The organism is Cryobacterium sp. 10C3 (genome assembly GCF_034314285.1).
GTDB lineage: Bacteria > Actinomycetota > Actinomycetes > Actinomycetales > Microbacteriaceae > Cryobacterium > Cryobacterium glucosi.
In genome coordinates, this window is the sequence record NZ_JAVIWF010000002.1 from 2,700,640 (window position 1) to 2,717,589 (window position 16,950).

The window sequence follows — 16,950 nt, forward strand, 5'->3', positions numbered from 1 at the left end:
TTGTCACATAAGGTTCGCGCTCTCCGTCCGTGACTGGGCAATGTGCCCGAATGGGGGTCGGGGATCTAGGCAAATGGGGGTGGGGCGAGCGGCGGCCAAGCGGCGGCATCCGTTTGGGCGGGAGCGGCGGCGGTAGGCTCGCTGCATGGGCGCGACATTTGCATACAACGAGGTGCAGCGGGAGTCGTCTTCCGCGTGCGGAACCGGGCCAGCCCTGGCCCCACCACAGATAACCGGCTGATGGATGATTCAGGGGGGAATCGCACACACCGATGGAGAGAATCTCTGGGGAGATTTTTCCGCGCCGAGCTGATGGTCACGTTCCATCCGGGAATGTTCGACAACCCGAAGGTGGCCGGGCTGCTGCTCGGCAGCCTGACGACGTTCGCATCCCTCGTGCTCTTCGTCTACGTGGGCACACCGGAGGAGAGCGTTGCCCCGCACGCCGGCCTGTTCGTCCTCATCGCGTGTGTCTCGCTGCCGGTAGGGCTGCTGTCGATTCTCTTTCGCCGGTTTTTCACCCGGGCCGTGCGCACGATCGTGCTCACCTTCCTACTGCTCGACACCGCCGTCAGCGTCTACCTGACCGACACCACCTCCTCGGCCCTCGCGATGAGCACGTGGATCCTCGTGATCCTCGCGCTGTCCTATATGTTTCTGCCGATCGTGCAGTCGCTGCCGTTCGCCGTGGCCGGCACGGTGCTGGTCACGACCGCGCTGTTCGTGCACCCGGGCATGCGCGGCATCGATCTGCTCCTGATCATCCCTGCGGCGATCATCGCGAATTTCGGACTGCACTGGCTCGTGACGAGCACACTGAAGTCGGAGACCGACGACCTGACCCGGCTCGGCAACCGGATCTACTTCAAACGCATCCTCAACGATCATGTCCGGAGCGCCTCGCCCGGCGACGTGACGACGGTCGTGCTCGTGGACCTCGACCACTTCACCCTCACCAACGAGGTGCGCCAGCGGTCCTACGGCGACACGATTCTCATCGACTTCGCCGCACGGTGCACGCGGCTCGGCGGCCCGGACTCGGGCGCAGTTGTCGCCCGCACGGCCGGCGACGAATTCGCGATCCTGCTGCCGGGCATGACCACCTGGCAAGCCGAGGCCGCGGTCGAGGCCATGCGGGCGGATGTCCATGTCTTCTCCGCGGGCATCGCCGGCCACGAGCCGGGCGAGTCGGCCTCCGGGCTCCGCACGCGGGTGACCGAGGCGCTCTCGAGCGCCAAGCGGGCGGGGCGCGGGACCACCCGCGTCCATGGCGGGCACTACGCGACCGCGACCGCGGTCGGGCAGGCCATCGCCAACGGCGAGTTCAGTCTGGTGTTCCAGCCGATCGTGGACCTGCGCACCCGGCGGGCGGTCGGCGCCGAGGCGCTGCTGCGCTGGACGCACCCGACCCGGGGCGCGATCTCGCCGGTCGAGTTCATTCCGCTGTGCGAGGCGAGCGGCGCGATGCCGCGCCTGGGCGACTGGATCGTCGACACTGCCGTGACGATCGCGTCTTCGTGGACGATGCCGGTCGAGCCGGGGGCGCCGCCGTTCTACGTGAGCGTGAACGCCTCGGGCATCGAACTCGGCGACCCGCACTACGCCGACCGGCTGCTCGCGCTGTGCACGGCTGCGGCGTTGCCGGCGGGCGTGCTCAAGATCGAGCTCACCGAGAGCGACTACGTCGTGGAGTACGGCGCGGTGCACGCGAACATGGCCCAGCTACAGACGTCGGGCATCCCGATCATGATCGACGACTTCGGCACCGGCTCGTCGAACCTCGAGCGGCTGAGCGAGGTGCGGGCGAACGTGCTGAAGATCGACCGCCGCTTCGTCTCGGCGATCGGCTGCGCCGCCGACGACGCCCCGCTCGTGCAATCGATCCTCGGACTCGCCCGCGGGCTCGGCAGCAGCGTCATAGCCGAGGGCGTCGAAACGGATGTCCAGGCTGACTGGCTCGAGGAAAATGCGTGCCGCTTCGCGCAAGGGTACCTGTTCTCCCGGCCCGTGGCATCCGCCGACCTTGCCGCGGTGTGCGCGGGGCTGAGCGCGCGCTCGGCCGCGTTGCGCCCTGAATAGGCGGGCGGGGCGCACCGGCGACACGATAGTTTGAGTGCATGAGCCCCGCCACACCCGCTGCCCCTGCCTCTCCCCCGGCCCGGCGCGTGCGCTGGGGCCTCGATGACGCGGCTGCTGGCGCGGTCGGGGCGATCCTGCTCGTGCTCGCGGCCGACTGGGCGCTCAGCCACGGCTACCTCACCGACCCGCGCCTTGTCGAGGTGCTCAGCTACCTGGTGGTGTGGGTGCCGCTACTCGGAAGCGTGCTCGTGGCCTGTTACCTGCGCGGCTCCCGCTCGCTCGCCCGTGACTTCGGGCTGCGCTTCCATCCGCTCGACCTGCTCTGGGGGCTCACGATCGGGCTGCTGACCCGGGTGGTGGCGAGCCTGTTCGAGATCGCCGGCTACGGGCAGATGGGCACCGCGGGCGCCACGCTCGACGCCCCCGCGCACGACGCGTGGTGGATCGTGCTGTCCCTCCTCGCCCCGGTGCTGATCGCTCCCTTCATCGAGGAGCTGTTCTTCCGCGGGCTCCTGCTGCAGGCGGTCGCCGCGGCCACGGATGCCCGCCGCCCGGTGGCCCTGTCCGTCGCGTGCACGGTTAGTGCGCTGGTGTTCGCGCTGATGCACGTGGTGGATGCCGGTTCGCCGACCGCCCTGTGGGTGGTCGGGGCCGGGACGTTCGTGTTCGGGCTCGCGGCGGCATCCGTCACCGCGGTCACCGGGCGGCTCGGCGTAGCGATCATCGCGCACGTGGTGTTCAACGGGCTCGTGGTGGTACCGGCGCTGCTCGGGTAGGTGTCAGCGGGCTCGGATTCGGCCGCGGCGGGTGCGGCGGCGGGCGGCCCGTGCGGTGCGCCAGAGGATGATCACGTCGCCCACGATCGACCAGTTCTCGATGTAGTACATGTCGAGGCGCAGCCGTTCTTCCCAGGGCAGGGTGGAGTGCTCGTAGAGCTCGCCGAGGCCGGTCATGCCCGGCTTCATCAGGAACCGGCGGTGCTCGAGGCCGTCGAAGCCCGTGACCTCGTCCTCGAGCGGCGCGCGCGGTCCGACGAGGGACATCGTGCCGGTGAGCACGCTGAACAGTTGCGGGAATTCGTCGAGACCGAAGCGGCGCCGGCGCGCGCCGGGGCGCGCCGGGGCGCCGGGCATCCACCGACCCGAAGCCGAGCAGGGTGAACGGGCGGCCGCCGCTGCCGATGCGCTGCTCGCGGGTGAGCACCGGGCCGATGCCGACAAGGCGGATCGACAGCGCGGTGACCGCCATCACGAGCGACAGCACGAGAAGCAGCAGCCCGCCGATGACGAGGTCGAAGGCGCGCTTCGTGAACCGCTTGCCGACCTCGAACCGGGGCGTCTCCACGTGGATCAGCGGCAGGCCGGCGACGGGTCGGGTGTTGATGCGGGGGCCGCCGAGGTCGGTCAGGCCGGGGGCGACCACGAGGTGGTGCCGTCCGGTCTCGCGGTGTCGATCAGCGTTGCGCTCTCCCGGCACGACGGCATGCTCACGAGCGACTCGATCGTCGTGCTGGCGTCGGCGGTCGCCGCGATGCTCAGGCCGGGGAACCACCCGGGTGCACGGCGGCCAGTACGCCTCCTCCGCCGCCGTCGGCCTTGCGATCGCGAACGGCGAGTTCACCGTCGTGTACCAGCCGATCATCGACCTCGACACGATGCGCGCGGCGGGCGTCGAGGCGCTGCTGCGCTGGACGCACCCGGTACGCGGCGCGATCTCCCCGAGGAATTCATCCCGCTGTGCGAGACGAGCGGAATGAGGCCCCGCCTCGGGGAGTGGGTACTCGAAACGGCCATGTCGACGGCCACGGGCTGGACGATCCAGGCCCCGCCGGGGCATCCGCCGTTCTTCGTCAGCATCAACGCCTCGGGCATCGAGCTCGGCGACCCCCAGTACGCCGCCCGGGTGCTCGCGATCCTGTCCAGCTCGGGGCTCGCGCGCGGTGCGCTCAAGATCGAGCTGACCGAGAGCGACTACGTCACCGAGTTCGCGGAGGTGAACGACAACATGGCCGAGCTGCAAGCGGCCGGGGCGGCGATCGCGATCGACGACTTCGGCACCGGGTTCTCGAACTTGGCCCGGCTCAGCGAGGTGCGCGCGAACGTGCTCAAGATCGACCGCCGGTTCATCTCGGCGATCGGGCTGCGCGAAACGGATGCGCCGCTCGTGCAGTCGATCCTCGGGCTCGCGCGCGGCCTCGGAAGCAGCGTCATCGCCGAGGACATCGAGACCGCGGTGCAGGCGCAGTGGTTGCGTGCACACGGGTGCGAGTACGGGTAGGGGTTCTTCTTCTCGCGACCGGCCGCATCCGCCGACGTCGCCGCGGTCTGCTCGCGCATTGCCGCCGGCCAGCTCGCCCGCTGACTCGGGGCATCCGCGGGTCAGCCGCGCGCGCCGCCGCTACCGTTTCCGCAGGCCGCACCCGAAACGGCGGGCGCGGCCTGCGCAAACCGACGCGGCCGCGACACCAGACCGGCGCGGCCTGCCAAAACCGTCGCGGCCGCGCACGGATGTCGGGGGCCTCAGTAGGCACCCTCCTCGACGGGAGCCGTTTCGTCGGAGGTGATCGGGGCATTCGCTGTCGTGGTTAAGAGGTCGGCGAGCTCGCCGCTCTGGCTCAGCTGCGCCACCCGGTTGATCACGATCGAGCTCGCATCGGCCACGGTGCGCAACGGGCTGACGAACCAGCCGTCGCCTTCGTGCACGGCGATGAGCCGCAGATCCTGGGCTCCGAGCTTCGCGAAGCCGGGGATCTGATCGAGGCAGATCTTTGCGCCAGAGGCACTCCCGACCGTGGCGCACACTCCCGAGATCGAGAACGCATACGGCACCGAGTCCGACTCCCCCGCGAAGGACAGGTCATCCAGCGTGATCCGGGCGGTGTCGCCGGACACCGTGCTGGAGACGCCGACGTTGGTGACGTTCAGGCTCCGTCCGTCGACTGAAGAGGGGGCACGCCGTATAGGCTCACAAGGCGCCGCTCGGCGAGGGGAAGCGCGGCGGCGAGTGCGCCCGAATCTCCCCGGGCCAGGTAGGCGGAGACCCCGTCGGCCAGCCCGCGGACTGCGTCCTCCGGCGTGACATAGGTGGCCGGCGCGACGATGGCCCCGCGGGTGAACGTCGGGTCCGCGCGCAGGCGGTCCTGGAAGCCCTGCTCGAACCCGGTCAGCAGGGGGCTGACGTACCACGAGCCGCCCTCCTGCACGGCGACTGCGGTGACGTCCCTCCCCAGGTCCTGCTTAAGGTCGCTCGCACTGCGGTCGTAGGGCAACGCGGCGTCGATGCCGGCCACGGCGGCCGCGCGGGTTTTCTCGAGCGAGGCCGCGACCTGCTCGTCGGTGGAGCCTGTCGCCTTCAGCTGCTCGGTGAGCTGGGATTTCACGGCGTCCATCCACAGACCGGCGAGAGCGTTCGGGTCACCGTCGACGTGCAGCTGGCCACCGGTCACGGCGACCACAGCAATCCCATCGCCGATGTCGGTGACCGAGAAGTCCAAGCCGGTGAGGGTGACGTTCAGGTTCGGTCGCAGCTTCTCGAAGACGGCCGTGTAGTCGGTCGGGCTGGTCGCGGAATCCAGCTTGATCCGGCCGAGCGTCTCGACCGGGCCCCGGAGCGAGGTGATCTCCGAGGGAGACAGGGAGCCGTACACGTTGAGCAGGTCCAGCGACACCGCTCCGGTCAGGAGCTTTTCGACTGCGGCCTGCGGAGTCGACGACCCGCCGATCTTGGAGAAGACGGATGCGTACGCCCAGACGCCGCCACCGGCGAGCAACAGCACGGCAACGCCGATCGATCCCCAGAGCAGGCCGGGCCGACGGCGGCGACGTCCGGCGGATGCCGCGGCGCTGGCCCGAACGACGGGCTGCTGCCAGCCGCCGGGTGCGCCCGACCCGGCCCCTACCGGGCCAGACACGGGCAGGGACATGGGCAGGGACACGGGCCGGGAGACTGCATAGGCGGGCACGGATGGCTCAGCGTGCGCCGCCTTTCGGGTCGGTGCCTGCGCCGCGATTGGAGACTGCGTCAATGCGGGTGCGAGCGGTTCGAGCGTGCCGCAGCCGCGCATCCATTCGAGAAGACCTGGATAACACGCGGGGTTCGCAGCGATCGCCCGATGCAGGTCGAAATGCTTCGCGGCGAGCTTGGCGAGGCGGGCTGGCGAGGTCGCGGGGTTCGCGGCCTCGGCGAACAGGAGGGTGCGGGAGTCGCTCACGGTGGTGCCCTTCTCGGGTCGTCGGTCGGCATGAGCGCGGCGGAAAGCGGCTGCCAGAACCCGGCGATGACGACGGCCCCCTGCATGTCGCGGACCACCCCCGCGCAACACGTGTGCCCACGATGATAGTGGGTAGTGGAGAATCGCAGGTGAAATCTAGTTTCTGCAACTCACCGATGAGTGTGGGCCCGACCTCGCTGAAGCGTCGCAGATCGACGTTCCTACGCCCCTCCAACGTCGTTCTGCGACACCTCAGGGCAAGCACGGGACCGCCTAAACGACGGATGCCGCCGGTCCGGTCGGGCCGACGGTATCCGTGCATCAGGGGTGGAGACTAGACGTTCATACGACCGGTGTTGATCAGTCGCGTGAACATCAAGGCGGCTCCGGCGATGAGCAAAGACAGGCCGGCGAAACCGCCGAACTCGAGTGTGCCGATGCCGGTCGATGCGAGCTCCGTGACCGACAGTGCGGCCGGGGCCGAGACCTTGCCGGAGTGCGCCGGCGTGGTCGACTTCGCCGAAGCTCCGAATGTCACGATTGTGTCGATGAGGGCGGTCGGGCCGGCCGCGTCGGTCGGATCCGTCGGGATAGCCGAGGTCACCGGGGCCATCGGGGCCATCGGGGCCATCGGGGCCATCGGGGCCATCGGGGCCACCATTGTAGCCGTGGTCATCGGGGTCATCGGGGTCACGGAGGTCGGGGTCACCGACTCGCTGTCACCGACGACGGAGACCGCGTTGCCGCCGACCGTCACGGGAGCGGAAACCACCGGGTCGACCTGCGTGCCTGACGCCGTGGCATCCGAACCTGAGGTCACCGGGGCGGATCCTGCCGTGGGAGCGGAGGTCGTTCCCGCGCCAGACCCTGACGGAGCCGGCGAACCAGATGTCGCGCTGCTGTCACCGAGGATCGAGACGGAGTTACCGCCGACCGTCACCGGTGCAGCGACTTCAGGGACGACCTGCGTACCTGATGCGATGCCGTCCGCACCCGAGGTCACCCGGCCGGAGCCGGCCGCGGGAGCGGAGGCATCCGCCGTGCTCGCGGACGGTGTGCCCGTTGACGCCGAATCACCGATGACACTCACCGCGTTGCCCGATGCCGTGATCGGCACGTCGACGCTGGTGAGGCCCTGTGTGCCGCCGAGAAGGGAGTCGGTTCCTGTTGTCGTTGCCGGGGCCAGGGTGACCGCCGGGGCTGGGCCGGGGGCCGGTCCGGTCGACCCGGTCGAGGTCGAGTCGCCGAGCACCGAGATGGCGTTGCCGGACGCGGTCACCGGGGCCGCGACCGGGGCGACGACCTGGGTGCCGGAGGCGGTCCCGTCGGAGCTCGAGGTGGTTGCAGCGGCTGGCGCCGGTGTGGCTGCAGGAGCAGGAGCCGACGCGGAGGCAGCCGCAGGAGCCGGTGCCGTGCTGGCGGAGTCGCCCACGACGCTGATCGCGTTGCCGGAGACCTGGACAGGGGCCGTGGTGTCGGTGACGACCTGGGATCCCGAGAGGGTTCCGGAGTCGCCGCTGGTGTCTGCGGCGTGCGCCGCGGTCGTGCCGAGGAGCGAGAGCGCCCCGACGAAGAGGGTGCCGTAGAGCGCCCTGGACAGAGTGATGTTCACGATGGTTCTCCTTGAAAGTGTGAGTGAGCCGCGCGAGGGACGCGTGGCGGTGGTCCGCATGCCGTCGGGATAGCACGGCAGGGACCTACTCAGGCGGGAGAAGAACCGGGGTCGATGGAGAGGGAGGACGGCAGGGCGTCGTCCTCGAAAGTGAGACGGAGAGCCGCGACAGACGCGGCGCGTGTTGATCCGCACGTTGCGAGCAGAGATGCCGAACTGCCGCCGCCCGGTGCTGCGGCATCCGGAGTGGGCTGCGGCAGGTTAACGGGGTGCCCCGGCGTGCCGAGCGGGGCTCCGGTAGCGGATGCCGCGGCATCAAGTAGCGTCAGGCTCGCGACCGCGTCGGGGATACCGGCGGTGCCGCGCACAGAGGGCGGGAACGGATGCGCGCTCGGCGCGACGAAGACGGTCCCGGCCGGGACGACCGAGGTGATCACTGTGCGAGTCGCGAGGGTGGAAAGGTCTGAAACCGCGAGGGCGATCGTGGGCACGGCGACGGGCACGGCGACAGGAGAACCCGCCACATCGGGGATGCTGAGGTCCGGAATGCTGACGTCGGGTACTTCGGCAGCTACGGCGGCCAGAATCGGCGTCATGGCCGTCCCGACGGCTTCGGGCACGTCTGCGGACGCCGCGTCAATGGTTGCGGTGTCGACGCCAGGTGCGTCAGCCACGACGGAGACTGCAAAGGCAGGAACGCTGGCGACCAGCTCCGGGACGGAAGCGTTCAGGAGGCCGGGTGCGGCGGCATCCGTTGCAGGAGGCGCATCGGGGAGCAGATCGGTCGCCGACGCGGGATTCGCCCCGCCGCACAGGAACCAGGCGATGCCGAGCGCAACGGCGACGAGAGCGAGCCAGAGGGCGCGGGGAGCACGAAATGCCTCAGCATCATTCATCTCGTTCACCTCCGTCCTCAGTTGTGTACAAGGCCGACCGTAGGTGCACGGGGAGCTCGTGTCCACGAAACTGGTCAATACTGCCAGCTTCACCAGGACGGGCCTTGAGCGCCGGCCCCGCCTCACTTGGGGAATGTTGCATCACGCTGCAATTGGGATGGGCTGGCAAGGGTGCAAATCCCCCGGCCTGGGTCGGCCGAAACGGCCCGCGGATGAGCCAGCGAACGAGATTCGCAGTTCACAGGTTCAGGCGAGTCGACGGTCCCGCACCGTCCCGGGCGTGACGTCGTCCGACGAGAACCGCTGATCCGCCCCAATCTCGTTAAGGTTGGACGGGGCTTACGGGGGAAACGCATGGCAAAGAGTGCACAGGCGACAGAACCTCTCGCTTCACGAGTCCTGGGGAAGACAGACGAGCTGCACCTCGCGAGGGACGTCACGCGCCACCGTCCGCGACTACACCACAACTCGATGAGGATCCGGAGGTGAAACTCGGCACTCGCTCGATCGTCACCCTTGTCGCGGCCGTGACTATGGCAGCCGTGCTCACTGCTTGTTCCCCGCAGGCCGTCAGGGCCACTCCGGCGCCAACGCCGACGTCCTCAGGATCAGCGACCGGGGCATCAGCGACCGGGGCGAGCATCAGCCGCGAGGCCGCTGCCGCGCTCCTGAACGCCGTCCCCGGGCTGAGCGATGCCAGCATTGGTGAGGTCATCTCCGGCCTGTCGACCCTGGCGGTCATCGAGGTCTACGTCGATGACGACTCCGCGCTAGCGGCCCCCGGCGTGCTCGACTACGTCCTCAGGGTTGGCTGGGCGACCTCGTTCGACAGCCAGCCCGCCGAGCTGACCCTGACCGTGCGCAACCACGGCAGGACCCTCGACCTGCAGCCGCAGGCCAACCTGCTCGCCGGGGTCGAGTACCCGGCCCAGACCGGGGTGAACAGCGTCTACCTCGACAGTCCCGCATACCTGGGCACGTGGCCAGGCGCCGTCCCCACCCCGCCGGCCGCCTGAGCGCGGCCTTCCGGTGGCTAACTCAGGAAGATCGCGCGGCTGACCGCTACAGATTGCCGGACCGGTGCGGACGATCCTCCGTTGGCGCCCGTCGGTCAGCTGTCGAAGCTCACGACGGGCAGCGGTGACGGGTCCGGCCTGGAGAAGAGGTAGCCCTGCCCGTAGCGGCAGCCCATGGACCGGAGCAGGTCGCGTTGGCCTGCCGTCTCGATGCCCTCGGCGACGACGTCGAGTCCGAGCGAATCGGCAAGGCGCAGGATGCCCTCGACGATCGCCCGGTCGTGTTCGGAGCGTTCGAGGTCGCGCACGAAGGTGAGGTCGATCTTGAGCAGGTCGACGGTGAAGGCGCGGAGGTGCGTGAAGGAAGAATAGCCGGTGCCGAAGTCGTCGATCGCCAGTTTGACACCCAGTTCCCTCAGCTCCTGGAAGGTCCGGGCCGCGGAGTCGATCGCCTCGAGCACGGCGCTCTCCGTCAGTTCGATCCAGAGGCGCTCGGGAGGCAACCCGCTCTCCGCCAGCGCGCGTCTGACAACGACGCCGAAGTCGTCCTGCGCGAACTGTCGTGGAGAGACGTTGACGCTCACCGCGAGGCCGCCCTCGAGGGTCGCCGCCGCCCGGCAGGCCTGGCCGAGAACGGTCACGCCGATGCCCTTGATCAACCCGACTTCCTCGGCGATCGCGATGAACTCGCCCGGGTAGACGATGCCGCGCTCGGGGCGGCGCCATCGGGCGAGAGCCTCGGTGGCGACGACCGTGTTCTCCTGGAGATCGACGATCGGCTGGTACCAGGTCTCGATCTCGCCGAGCTCGACGGCGTCGCGGAGGGCGAGCTCGGTGTCCAGCCGCCGGTCGATGCGGCCGCGCAAGTCGTCGTCGAAGACCTCGTAGCGGGCCCGGCCCCGGCCCTTGGCCGAGTACATGGCCTGGTCTGCGTTGCGGAGTAGCGCCTCCGCGTCGTCGTGGCCGAGGCCGAAGGCGATGCCGATACTCGCGTCGACGGATGCGACGAGGTCGCCGATCCGGATCGGTTCGGCGATTGAGCGCTGCAGGTTGTGGGCCAGTGTGTGCACGTCCTCGCTGCTGTCGACGCCCGGACAGATGATCACGAATTCATCTCCGCCGATACGGGATACCGTATCGGTGGCCCGCGCCTGCTGCCGGAGCCGCACCCCGACCTCAGCCAGCACCGCGTCCCCGATGTGGTGGCCAAGGCTGTCGTTGACGAACTTGAACCGGTCCAGGTCGATGAACAGCACGGCCACGCCGTGCCCGTGCCGTGATGACTGCAACAGGGCCTGGTTGAGCCGGTCGAGAAGCAGCAGGCGATTGGGCAGGTTGGTCAGCGGGTCGTGGAACGCGAGGTGCTCCACTCGGGCCTCGGCGAGGCGGCGGGCGGTGATGTCCTCCACCTGGTACAGCAGCGCGCCAGCCTGCTCCCCCGCGGGGATCTCGGCGATACTCACCTTGACCCACGTCTCCTCGTCGTCGACCCGGAGCATCCGGCGGTCCATGCGCTGCCGCGTGGAGGGCCCGTCGAACACCTCCGACGTGCGAGCGCCGCGCGCTCCGGCATCGAGCGGCATGAAGATGGCCTCGATGTGCTGGCCGACGACAACGGATGCCGGCCCGGCGAGCTCGAACAGCCGCGGGTTGGCCGCCACCACCCTGCCGTCGAGATCCACGATCGCCGTGCCGAGCGGTGACGACGCGAACGCGGCCTCGAATCGTGCCCGCGCGGCCGAGACCGCCTGTTCTGCAGCGTGGAGCGCGGTCACGTCGGTGACCGTGGCCATGTGCCCGGTGACCTGACCGGCGTCCCGGATCGGCGCGGTGCTCACCTGTACCCAGTTGACCTGACCGCCCGGAGTGCGGAAGCGCATCATCGTCTCGTACGCTGCCCCGGCGGCAATCGCGGCAGCCCAGTCGCGTTGCACGCGTTCGGTATCGTCGGGGTGGATAGCTGTGGCCATACCGCCGCGCTGGAACTGAACCCTGGTGAGGCCGCTCAGGGCGCGCCACTGGTCGTTGGCGCTGAGAAGTCCGCCGGCCGCGTCCATCTGCACGATGCCCACCGGGGCGATCGCGACGAGCGTGTGCAACGTGTCTGCGATCTTCGCCAGCTCGCGGGTGCGCCTGTCCACCGCCGTCTCGAGGGTGTGGTTTGCCTCGTCCATCGCGACCATGGCGGCGTCGCGCTGCCGGTCGAGGTCGCGCAGCCTCCGGGCGGCCACCCAGCTCAGGCCGATGCCGACCACCGTCATCGTGGCGACCAGGAAGGCGACACCGAGCACCGTGTCGAACCAGCCCTGTCGCTGGCCCCAGAGTCGCAGCCACCCCAGCACGAAGGGGCCGAGCAGGAGGAGCGGAACGACGGGTCGGAGCAGCTGCCCTGAGCTACCCGGGTCGCGCAGCAATCCGACGAGGCCGTTGTTGGGCCGGGTGAGAAGGATCGAGACCGACTCGAACGCCACCGCGAGAGCGGTGATGAGAGCCATGCTCGTGTACCCGCCCACGGAGTAGAGCGAGGACGCCCCATAGGCGTAACCGAGCAATGCGAGCAGGCTCACAGTCAGCGAGCCTAAGGCGAGGCCGAGCATCCAGGACGCCCGCGGCAGCAGGCTCGCGCAGACGGCGATGCCCAGAAGGATCAGTGAAACGGCCGTCGCCGGCGCCATGCGCGGATCCTGACCGCCGAAGGCAATGCCGGGCAGCAGCCGGTCGACGCCGAGCGTCACGCCCAGAATGTCTTCGGCGAGGGTGAGGGCGCCGAGCAGAGCGACGGCGAGCCCCAGGACCAGTGCCACCCGACGCCGCTCGAGCAGGAACAGGGCCAGCGACAGCATGATGAGAGCCAGGGCCGGCGTCGGCTTCATCGACCAGGGGCCGGCGAATGGGGCCGGCAGGGTGCTCGCGCCGAGATACCAGCCTGCGAGTACGACGAGTCCCATCGCCCCGGTGACGGCCGCGCTGATGCGTGCCAGTAGTAATTGCATGCTGCCCTCGTGCTCGCGAGACACGGAAATACCTGCGCCCCCTCACAGGGTACCCGGCGCGGCCCAGCGCGTCACACCACCGCTTCCCTCGAGAACCGCCCTGCGCGCCGAGTGTCGTCGGCGCTCCGGCGACGGGGAGTTAACGACGGATGCCCCCTCGCCGAGGCGAGAGGGGCATCCGTTGGTGAGGACTACACGCTACTTGTAGGTACCGGGCGTGAAGTCGTCGGACGAGAAGCTGTCGAAGTCGACGAAGCTCAGGTCACCCTCGTTGAACGCTGCATCATCGGTGAAGATGCGGTTCGGGTAACGCTCGGCCTTGGCCTCCTCCGTTGCCTCGACGGTGACGTCGCGGTAACGGGGCAGTCCGGTGCCGGCCGGGATCAGCTTTCCGATGATGACGTTCTCCTTGAGGCCCATCAGCGGGTCGCTCTTGCCTTCCATGGCCGCCTGGGTGAGAACCCGGGTGGTTTCCTGGAAGGAAGCGGCCGACAGCCAGGACTCGGTCGCCAGGGACGCCTTGGTGATACCCATGACTTCCTGACGAGCGGATGCCGTCTTCTTGCCCTCGGTGAGTGCCGCACGGTTGAGTTCGTTGTACTTCAACCGGTCGACGAGCTCGCCGGGGAGCAGGCCGGTGTCGCCGTGTTCGACGACGGTGACCTTGCGGAGCATCTGGCGGACGATGACCTCGATGTGCTTGTCGTGGATCGGCACACCCTGCGAACGGTAGACGTCCTGGACGCCACCGACGATGTGCTTCTGCACGGCCCGGACACCCTTGACGCGAAGAACTTCCTTCGGGTCGACGGCGCCGATGATGATCTGCGTGCCGAGCTCGACGTGCTGGCCATCCTCGACGAGGAGGGTGGAGCGCTTGAGCACCGGGTACGCGATCGGCTCGTCGCCGTTGTCGGGGGTCAGGATGACCTTCCGGCTGCGGTCGGTGTCCTCGATCGTGATGCGTCCGGCAGTGTCGACGATGGGCGACGCACCCTTGGGGGTACGTGCTTCGAAGAGCTCCTGGACGCGCGGCAGACCCTGGGTGATGTCGTCAGCGGACGCCGAACCACCGGTGTGGAAGGTACGCATGGTCAGCTGCGTGCCGGGCTCACCGATCGACTGTGCGGCGATGATGCCGACGGCCTCTCCGATGTCCACGAGCAGGCCGGTCGCGAGCGAACGGCCGTAGCAGACCGCACACACACCGACGGCAGACTCACACGTCAGCACGGAACGCACCTTGATGGTCTCGATGCCGGCCTCGACCAGCTTCTCGATCAGCACGTCTCCGACGTCGTCTCCGGCTTCGGCGACGACCTCGCCAGCGGCGTTGACCGCGGCTGCGGCCAGGCTGCGGGCGTAGACCGCGTTCTCCACGTTGGGGTGGCGAACCAGGTTACCGAGCGGGTCGACGATCGCGATCGGCAACTCGAGGCCCTTGGTCGTTCCACAGTTGTCTTCGCGGATGATGACATCCTGCGAGACGTCCACGAGACGACGGGTGAGGTACCCGGAGTCGGCGGTACGGAGGGCGGTGTCGGCCAGACCCTTACGGGCACCGTGAGTAGCAATGAAGTACTCGGCGACGGACAGGCCTTCGCGGTAGCTCGAGATGATCGGGCGAGGGATGATCTCACCCTTCGGGTTGTTCACGAGGCCTCGCATGCCGGCGATGTTACGCACCTGCAGCCAGTTACCACGAGCACCGGACGTGACCATGCGGTTGATGGTGTTGTCCTTCGGGAAGTTCTTCTGCATGGCCTCGGCGACGTCTTCCGTCGCCTTCGTCCAGATCTGAATGAGTTCCTGACGGCGCTCGAGGTCGGTCGTGAGACCCTTCTCGAACTGCGACTGCACCTTGGCGGCGAGCTTCTCGTAGCGAGCCACGATCTCGGGCTTGTCCGGCGGGGTGAGGATGTCGCTGAGCGCGACGGTCACACCGGACCGGGTGGCCCAGTAGAAACCGGCGTCCTTGACGCGGTCAAGCGTCGCGGCAACTTCCACCTTCGGGTACCGCTCGGCGAGGTCGTTGACGATCGCCGAGAGGCTGCCCTTGTCGGCCACCTTTTCGAAGTACGGGTAGTCGACCGGCATGGCCTCGTTGAAGATCGCGCGGCCGAGCGTGGTGTTCACCAGCACGGTACCGACGGCCTGGCCGTTGACGAGTTCCACGCCTTCCGGCTGGGTGCCCTCTTCGAAGTACTTGTCCGTCAGACGGATGCGTACCTTCGCGTTGAGGTCGAGGCCCTGGTTTTCGCCCTTTTTCTGGTCGAAGGCCAGGATCGCCTCGGCGATCGAGGAGAACGAGCGGCCTTCGCCGATCACGCCTTCCTTGAGCGTCGTGAGGTGGTGCAGACCGATGATCATGTCCTGGGTGGGCAGGGTCACCGGGCGGCCGTCGGACGGCTTCAGGATGTTGTTCGAGGCGAGCATCAGGATGCGCGCTTCGGCCTGGGCCTCCATGGACAGCGGCAGGTGCACTGCCATCTGGTCACCGTCGAAGTCGGCGTTGAACGCCGCACACACGAGCGGGTGCAGCTGGATGGCCTTACCCTCGACGAGCTGAGGCTCGAAGGCCTGGATGCCCAGGCGGTGCAGGGTGGGCGCACGGTTCAGCAGCACGGGGCGCTCGCGGATGATCTCCTCGAGCACGTCCCAGACCTGCGGGCGTGAACGTTCGACCATGCGCTTGGCGGCCTTGATGTTCTGAGCGTGGCTCAGGTCGATCAGGCGCTTGATCACAAACGGCTTGAACAGCTCGAGTGCCATCTGCTTGGGCAGACCACACTGGTGCAGACGTAGAGCTGCGGGCCGACGGCGATGACCGAACGGCCGGAGTAGTCGACGCGCTTGCCGAGGAGGTTCTGGCGGAAACGACCCTGCTTGCCCTTGAGCATGTCAGCTCAGGGATTTGAGGGCACGGTTGCCAGTACCCGTGACGGGACGGCCGCGACGACCGTTGTCGAACAGTGCGTCGACAGCTTCCTGCAGCATCCGCTTCTCGTTGTTCACGATGATCTCGGGGGCACCGAGGTCAAGGAGGCGACGCAGGCGGTTGTTGCGGTTGATCACACGACGGTAGAGGTCGTTGAGGTCGCTCGTGGCGAAACGGCCACCGTCGAGCTGCACCATCGGGCGCAGTTCGGGCGGGATGACCGGGACGACGTCGAGCACCATCGCGGCCGGCGAGTTGCCGGTCATGATGAAGGCGTTGACCACGCGGAGACGCTTGATGGCGCGGATCTTCTTCTGACCCTTGCCCTCGGCGATCTGCAGGTGCAGGTTTTCGCTCTCGGTGACCAGGTCGAAGGCCAGCAGGCGCTTCTTGATGGCTTCGGCGCCCATGTAGGCCTCGAAGTACATGCCGAAACGGTCCTGGAGCTCGTGGAAGACGCTGTCCTCGGGCTTGAGGTCGCCGACCTTGAGGGTGCGGAAGTCTTCCCACACGCGCTCGAGGTGCGCGATCTGCTCGTCGAGGGACTTGCGGACCTGCCCCATTTCCTTCTCGGCGGCGTCCTTGGTGCGCTTCTTCTGGTCGCTCTTGGCGCCCTCGGCCTCAAGTGCGGCGAGGTCGGTTTCGAGGCGGACGAGGCGGTCGGCGATCCGGGAATCGCGCTGGCCTTCGAGGGTCTTGATCTCGAGGCGAAGCTCGTTCTCAAGGCCCGGCATGTCCTGGTGACGGCCGTCTTCGTCGACCGTGATGACCATGTACGCAGCGAAGTAGATGACCTTTTCGAGGTCCTTCGGTGCCATGTCCAGCAGGTAGCCGAGACGGGAGGGGACTCCCTTGAAGTACCAGATGTGGGTGACGGGGGCGGCGAGCTCGATGTGGCCCATCCGCTCACGACGCACCGACGACTTGGTGACCTCTACGCCACAACGCTCGCAGACGATGCCTTTGAAGCGAACTCGCTTGTACTTACCGCATGAGCATTCCCAGTCCCGGGACGGTCCGAAGATCTGCTCGCCGAACAGGCCGTCTTTTTCCGGCTTGAGCGTGCGGTAGTTGATGGTTTCGGGCTTCTTGACCTCACCGTGCGACCAGCGACGGATGTCGTCTGCGGTCGCCAGGCCAATTCGAAGCTCGTCAAACGTGGTTACGTCGAGCAATTTCTCTCCTTGAAGAGTGTTCGGAGTATTT

9 protein-coding genes and 3 pseudogenes are annotated in these 16,950 nt (G+C 68.1%); 4 read left to right on the top strand and 8 right to left on the bottom strand.

From position 1 onward, the window contains the following. The first annotated feature begins 333 nt into the window (after positions 1 to 333). Both RGU41_RS13750 and RGU41_RS13755 read left to right on the top strand, forming a co-directional pair. The gene (locus RGU41_RS13750) at positions 334 to 2,079 is read left to right on the top strand and encodes a bifunctional diguanylate cyclase/phosphodiesterase (protein ID WP_322136552.1); all 1,746 of its coding nucleotides are present in this window, start codon (positions 334 to 336) and stop codon (positions 2,077 to 2,079) included. A gap of 38 nt (positions 2,080 to 2,117) precedes the next feature. Then, positions 2,118 to 2,855 (top strand): CPBP family intramembrane glutamic endopeptidase, encoded by a 738-nt coding sequence (locus tag RGU41_RS13755; RefSeq protein WP_322136553.1) that lies wholly within the window; start codon positions 2,118 to 2,120, stop codon positions 2,853 to 2,855. 3 nt (positions 2,856 to 2,858) lie between these two features. Here the strand turns inward: RGU41_RS13755 and RGU41_RS13760 are convergent, their stop codons facing one another. Beyond that, complete coding sequence (locus RGU41_RS13760; protein ID WP_322136554.1) at positions 2,859 to 3,212, bottom strand: sugar transferase; 354 nt, start codon at positions 3,210 to 3,212, stop codon at positions 2,859 to 2,861. Between the two features lie 55 nt (positions 3,213 to 3,267). Further along, a pseudogene (locus RGU41_RS20980) lies at positions 3,268 to 3,720 on the bottom strand (hypothetical protein); the annotation flags it as partial. A gap of 13 nt (positions 3,721 to 3,733) precedes the next feature. On the opposite strand from RGU41_RS20980, the pseudogene RGU41_RS13770 reads away from it, so the two are divergent. Continuing rightward, positions 3,734 to 4,356 (top strand): annotated as a pseudogene (locus RGU41_RS13770) (EAL domain-containing protein). Between the two features lie 242 nt (positions 4,357 to 4,598). On the opposite strand, the gene RGU41_RS13775 reads toward RGU41_RS13770, so the two are convergent. The 4 genes from RGU41_RS13775 to RGU41_RS13790 all read right to left on the bottom strand — a co-directional run bounded on the left by RGU41_RS13775 (position 4,599) and on the right by RGU41_RS13790 (position 8,797). Then, positions 4,599 to 4,970: a hypothetical protein gene (locus tag RGU41_RS13775; protein ID WP_322136555.1), complete on the bottom strand. Its 372-nt coding sequence runs from the start codon at positions 4,968 to 4,970 to the stop codon at positions 4,599 to 4,601. A gap of 29 nt (positions 4,971 to 4,999) precedes the next feature. Beyond that, entirely contained in the window at positions 5,000 to 6,289 is a 1,290-nt protein-coding gene (locus tag RGU41_RS13780) for a hypothetical protein (RefSeq protein WP_322136556.1), read from the bottom strand. 334 nt (positions 6,290 to 6,623) lie between these two features. Further along, on the bottom strand, positions 6,624 to 7,901 hold the full coding sequence (locus tag RGU41_RS13785; protein WP_322136557.1) for a chaplin family protein: 1,278 nt from the start codon (positions 7,899 to 7,901) through the stop codon (positions 6,624 to 6,626). Between the two features lie 89 nt (positions 7,902 to 7,990). Beyond that, entirely contained in the window at positions 7,991 to 8,797 is an 807-nt protein-coding gene (locus RGU41_RS13790; RefSeq protein WP_322136558.1) for a hypothetical protein, read from the bottom strand. Positions 8,798 to 9,282: 485 nt separating this feature from the next. On the opposite strand from RGU41_RS13790, the gene RGU41_RS13795 reads away from it, so the two are divergent. Then, a complete protein-coding gene (locus tag RGU41_RS13795; protein ID WP_322136559.1) occupies positions 9,283 to 9,813 on the top strand; it encodes a hypothetical protein in 531 nt (176 codons plus the stop codon). Between the two features lie 95 nt (positions 9,814 to 9,908). Here RGU41_RS13795 and RGU41_RS13800 read toward each other — a convergent pair whose 3' ends face one another. Both RGU41_RS13800 and RGU41_RS13805 read right to left on the bottom strand, forming a co-directional pair. Further along, positions 9,909 to 12,806, bottom strand: a complete 2,898-nt coding sequence (locus tag RGU41_RS13800; RefSeq protein ID WP_322136560.1) for a putative bifunctional diguanylate cyclase/phosphodiesterase — start codon at positions 12,804 to 12,806, stop codon at positions 9,909 to 9,911. A 198-nt stretch (positions 12,807 to 13,004) separates the two neighbouring features. Beyond that, positions 13,005 to 16,919, bottom strand: a pseudogene (locus tag RGU41_RS13805) (DNA-directed RNA polymerase subunit beta'). Positions 16,920 to 16,950 lie beyond the last annotated feature (31 nt).

Excerpts from the sequence above, each read along its gene's own strand:
- RGU41_RS13750 (WP_322136552.1), top strand. The coding sequence starts at position 334 with ATGTTCGACAACCCGAAGGTGGCCGGGCTGCTGCTCGGCAGCCTGACG.
- RGU41_RS13755 (WP_322136553.1), top strand. The coding sequence starts at position 2,118 with ATGAGCCCCGCCACACCCGCTGCCCCTGCCTCTCCCCCGGCCCGGCGC.
- RGU41_RS13760 (WP_322136554.1), bottom strand. The coding sequence starts at position 3,212 with ATGCCCGGCGCCCCGGCGCGCCCCGGCGCGCGCCGGCGCCGCTTCGGT.
- RGU41_RS13790 (WP_322136558.1), bottom strand. The coding sequence starts at position 8,797 with ATGAATGATGCTGAGGCATTTCGTGCTCCCCGCGCCCTCTGGCTCGCT.
- RGU41_RS13800 (WP_322136560.1), bottom strand. The coding sequence starts at position 12,806 with ATGCAATTACTACTGGCACGCATCAGCGCGGCCGTCACCGGGGCGATG.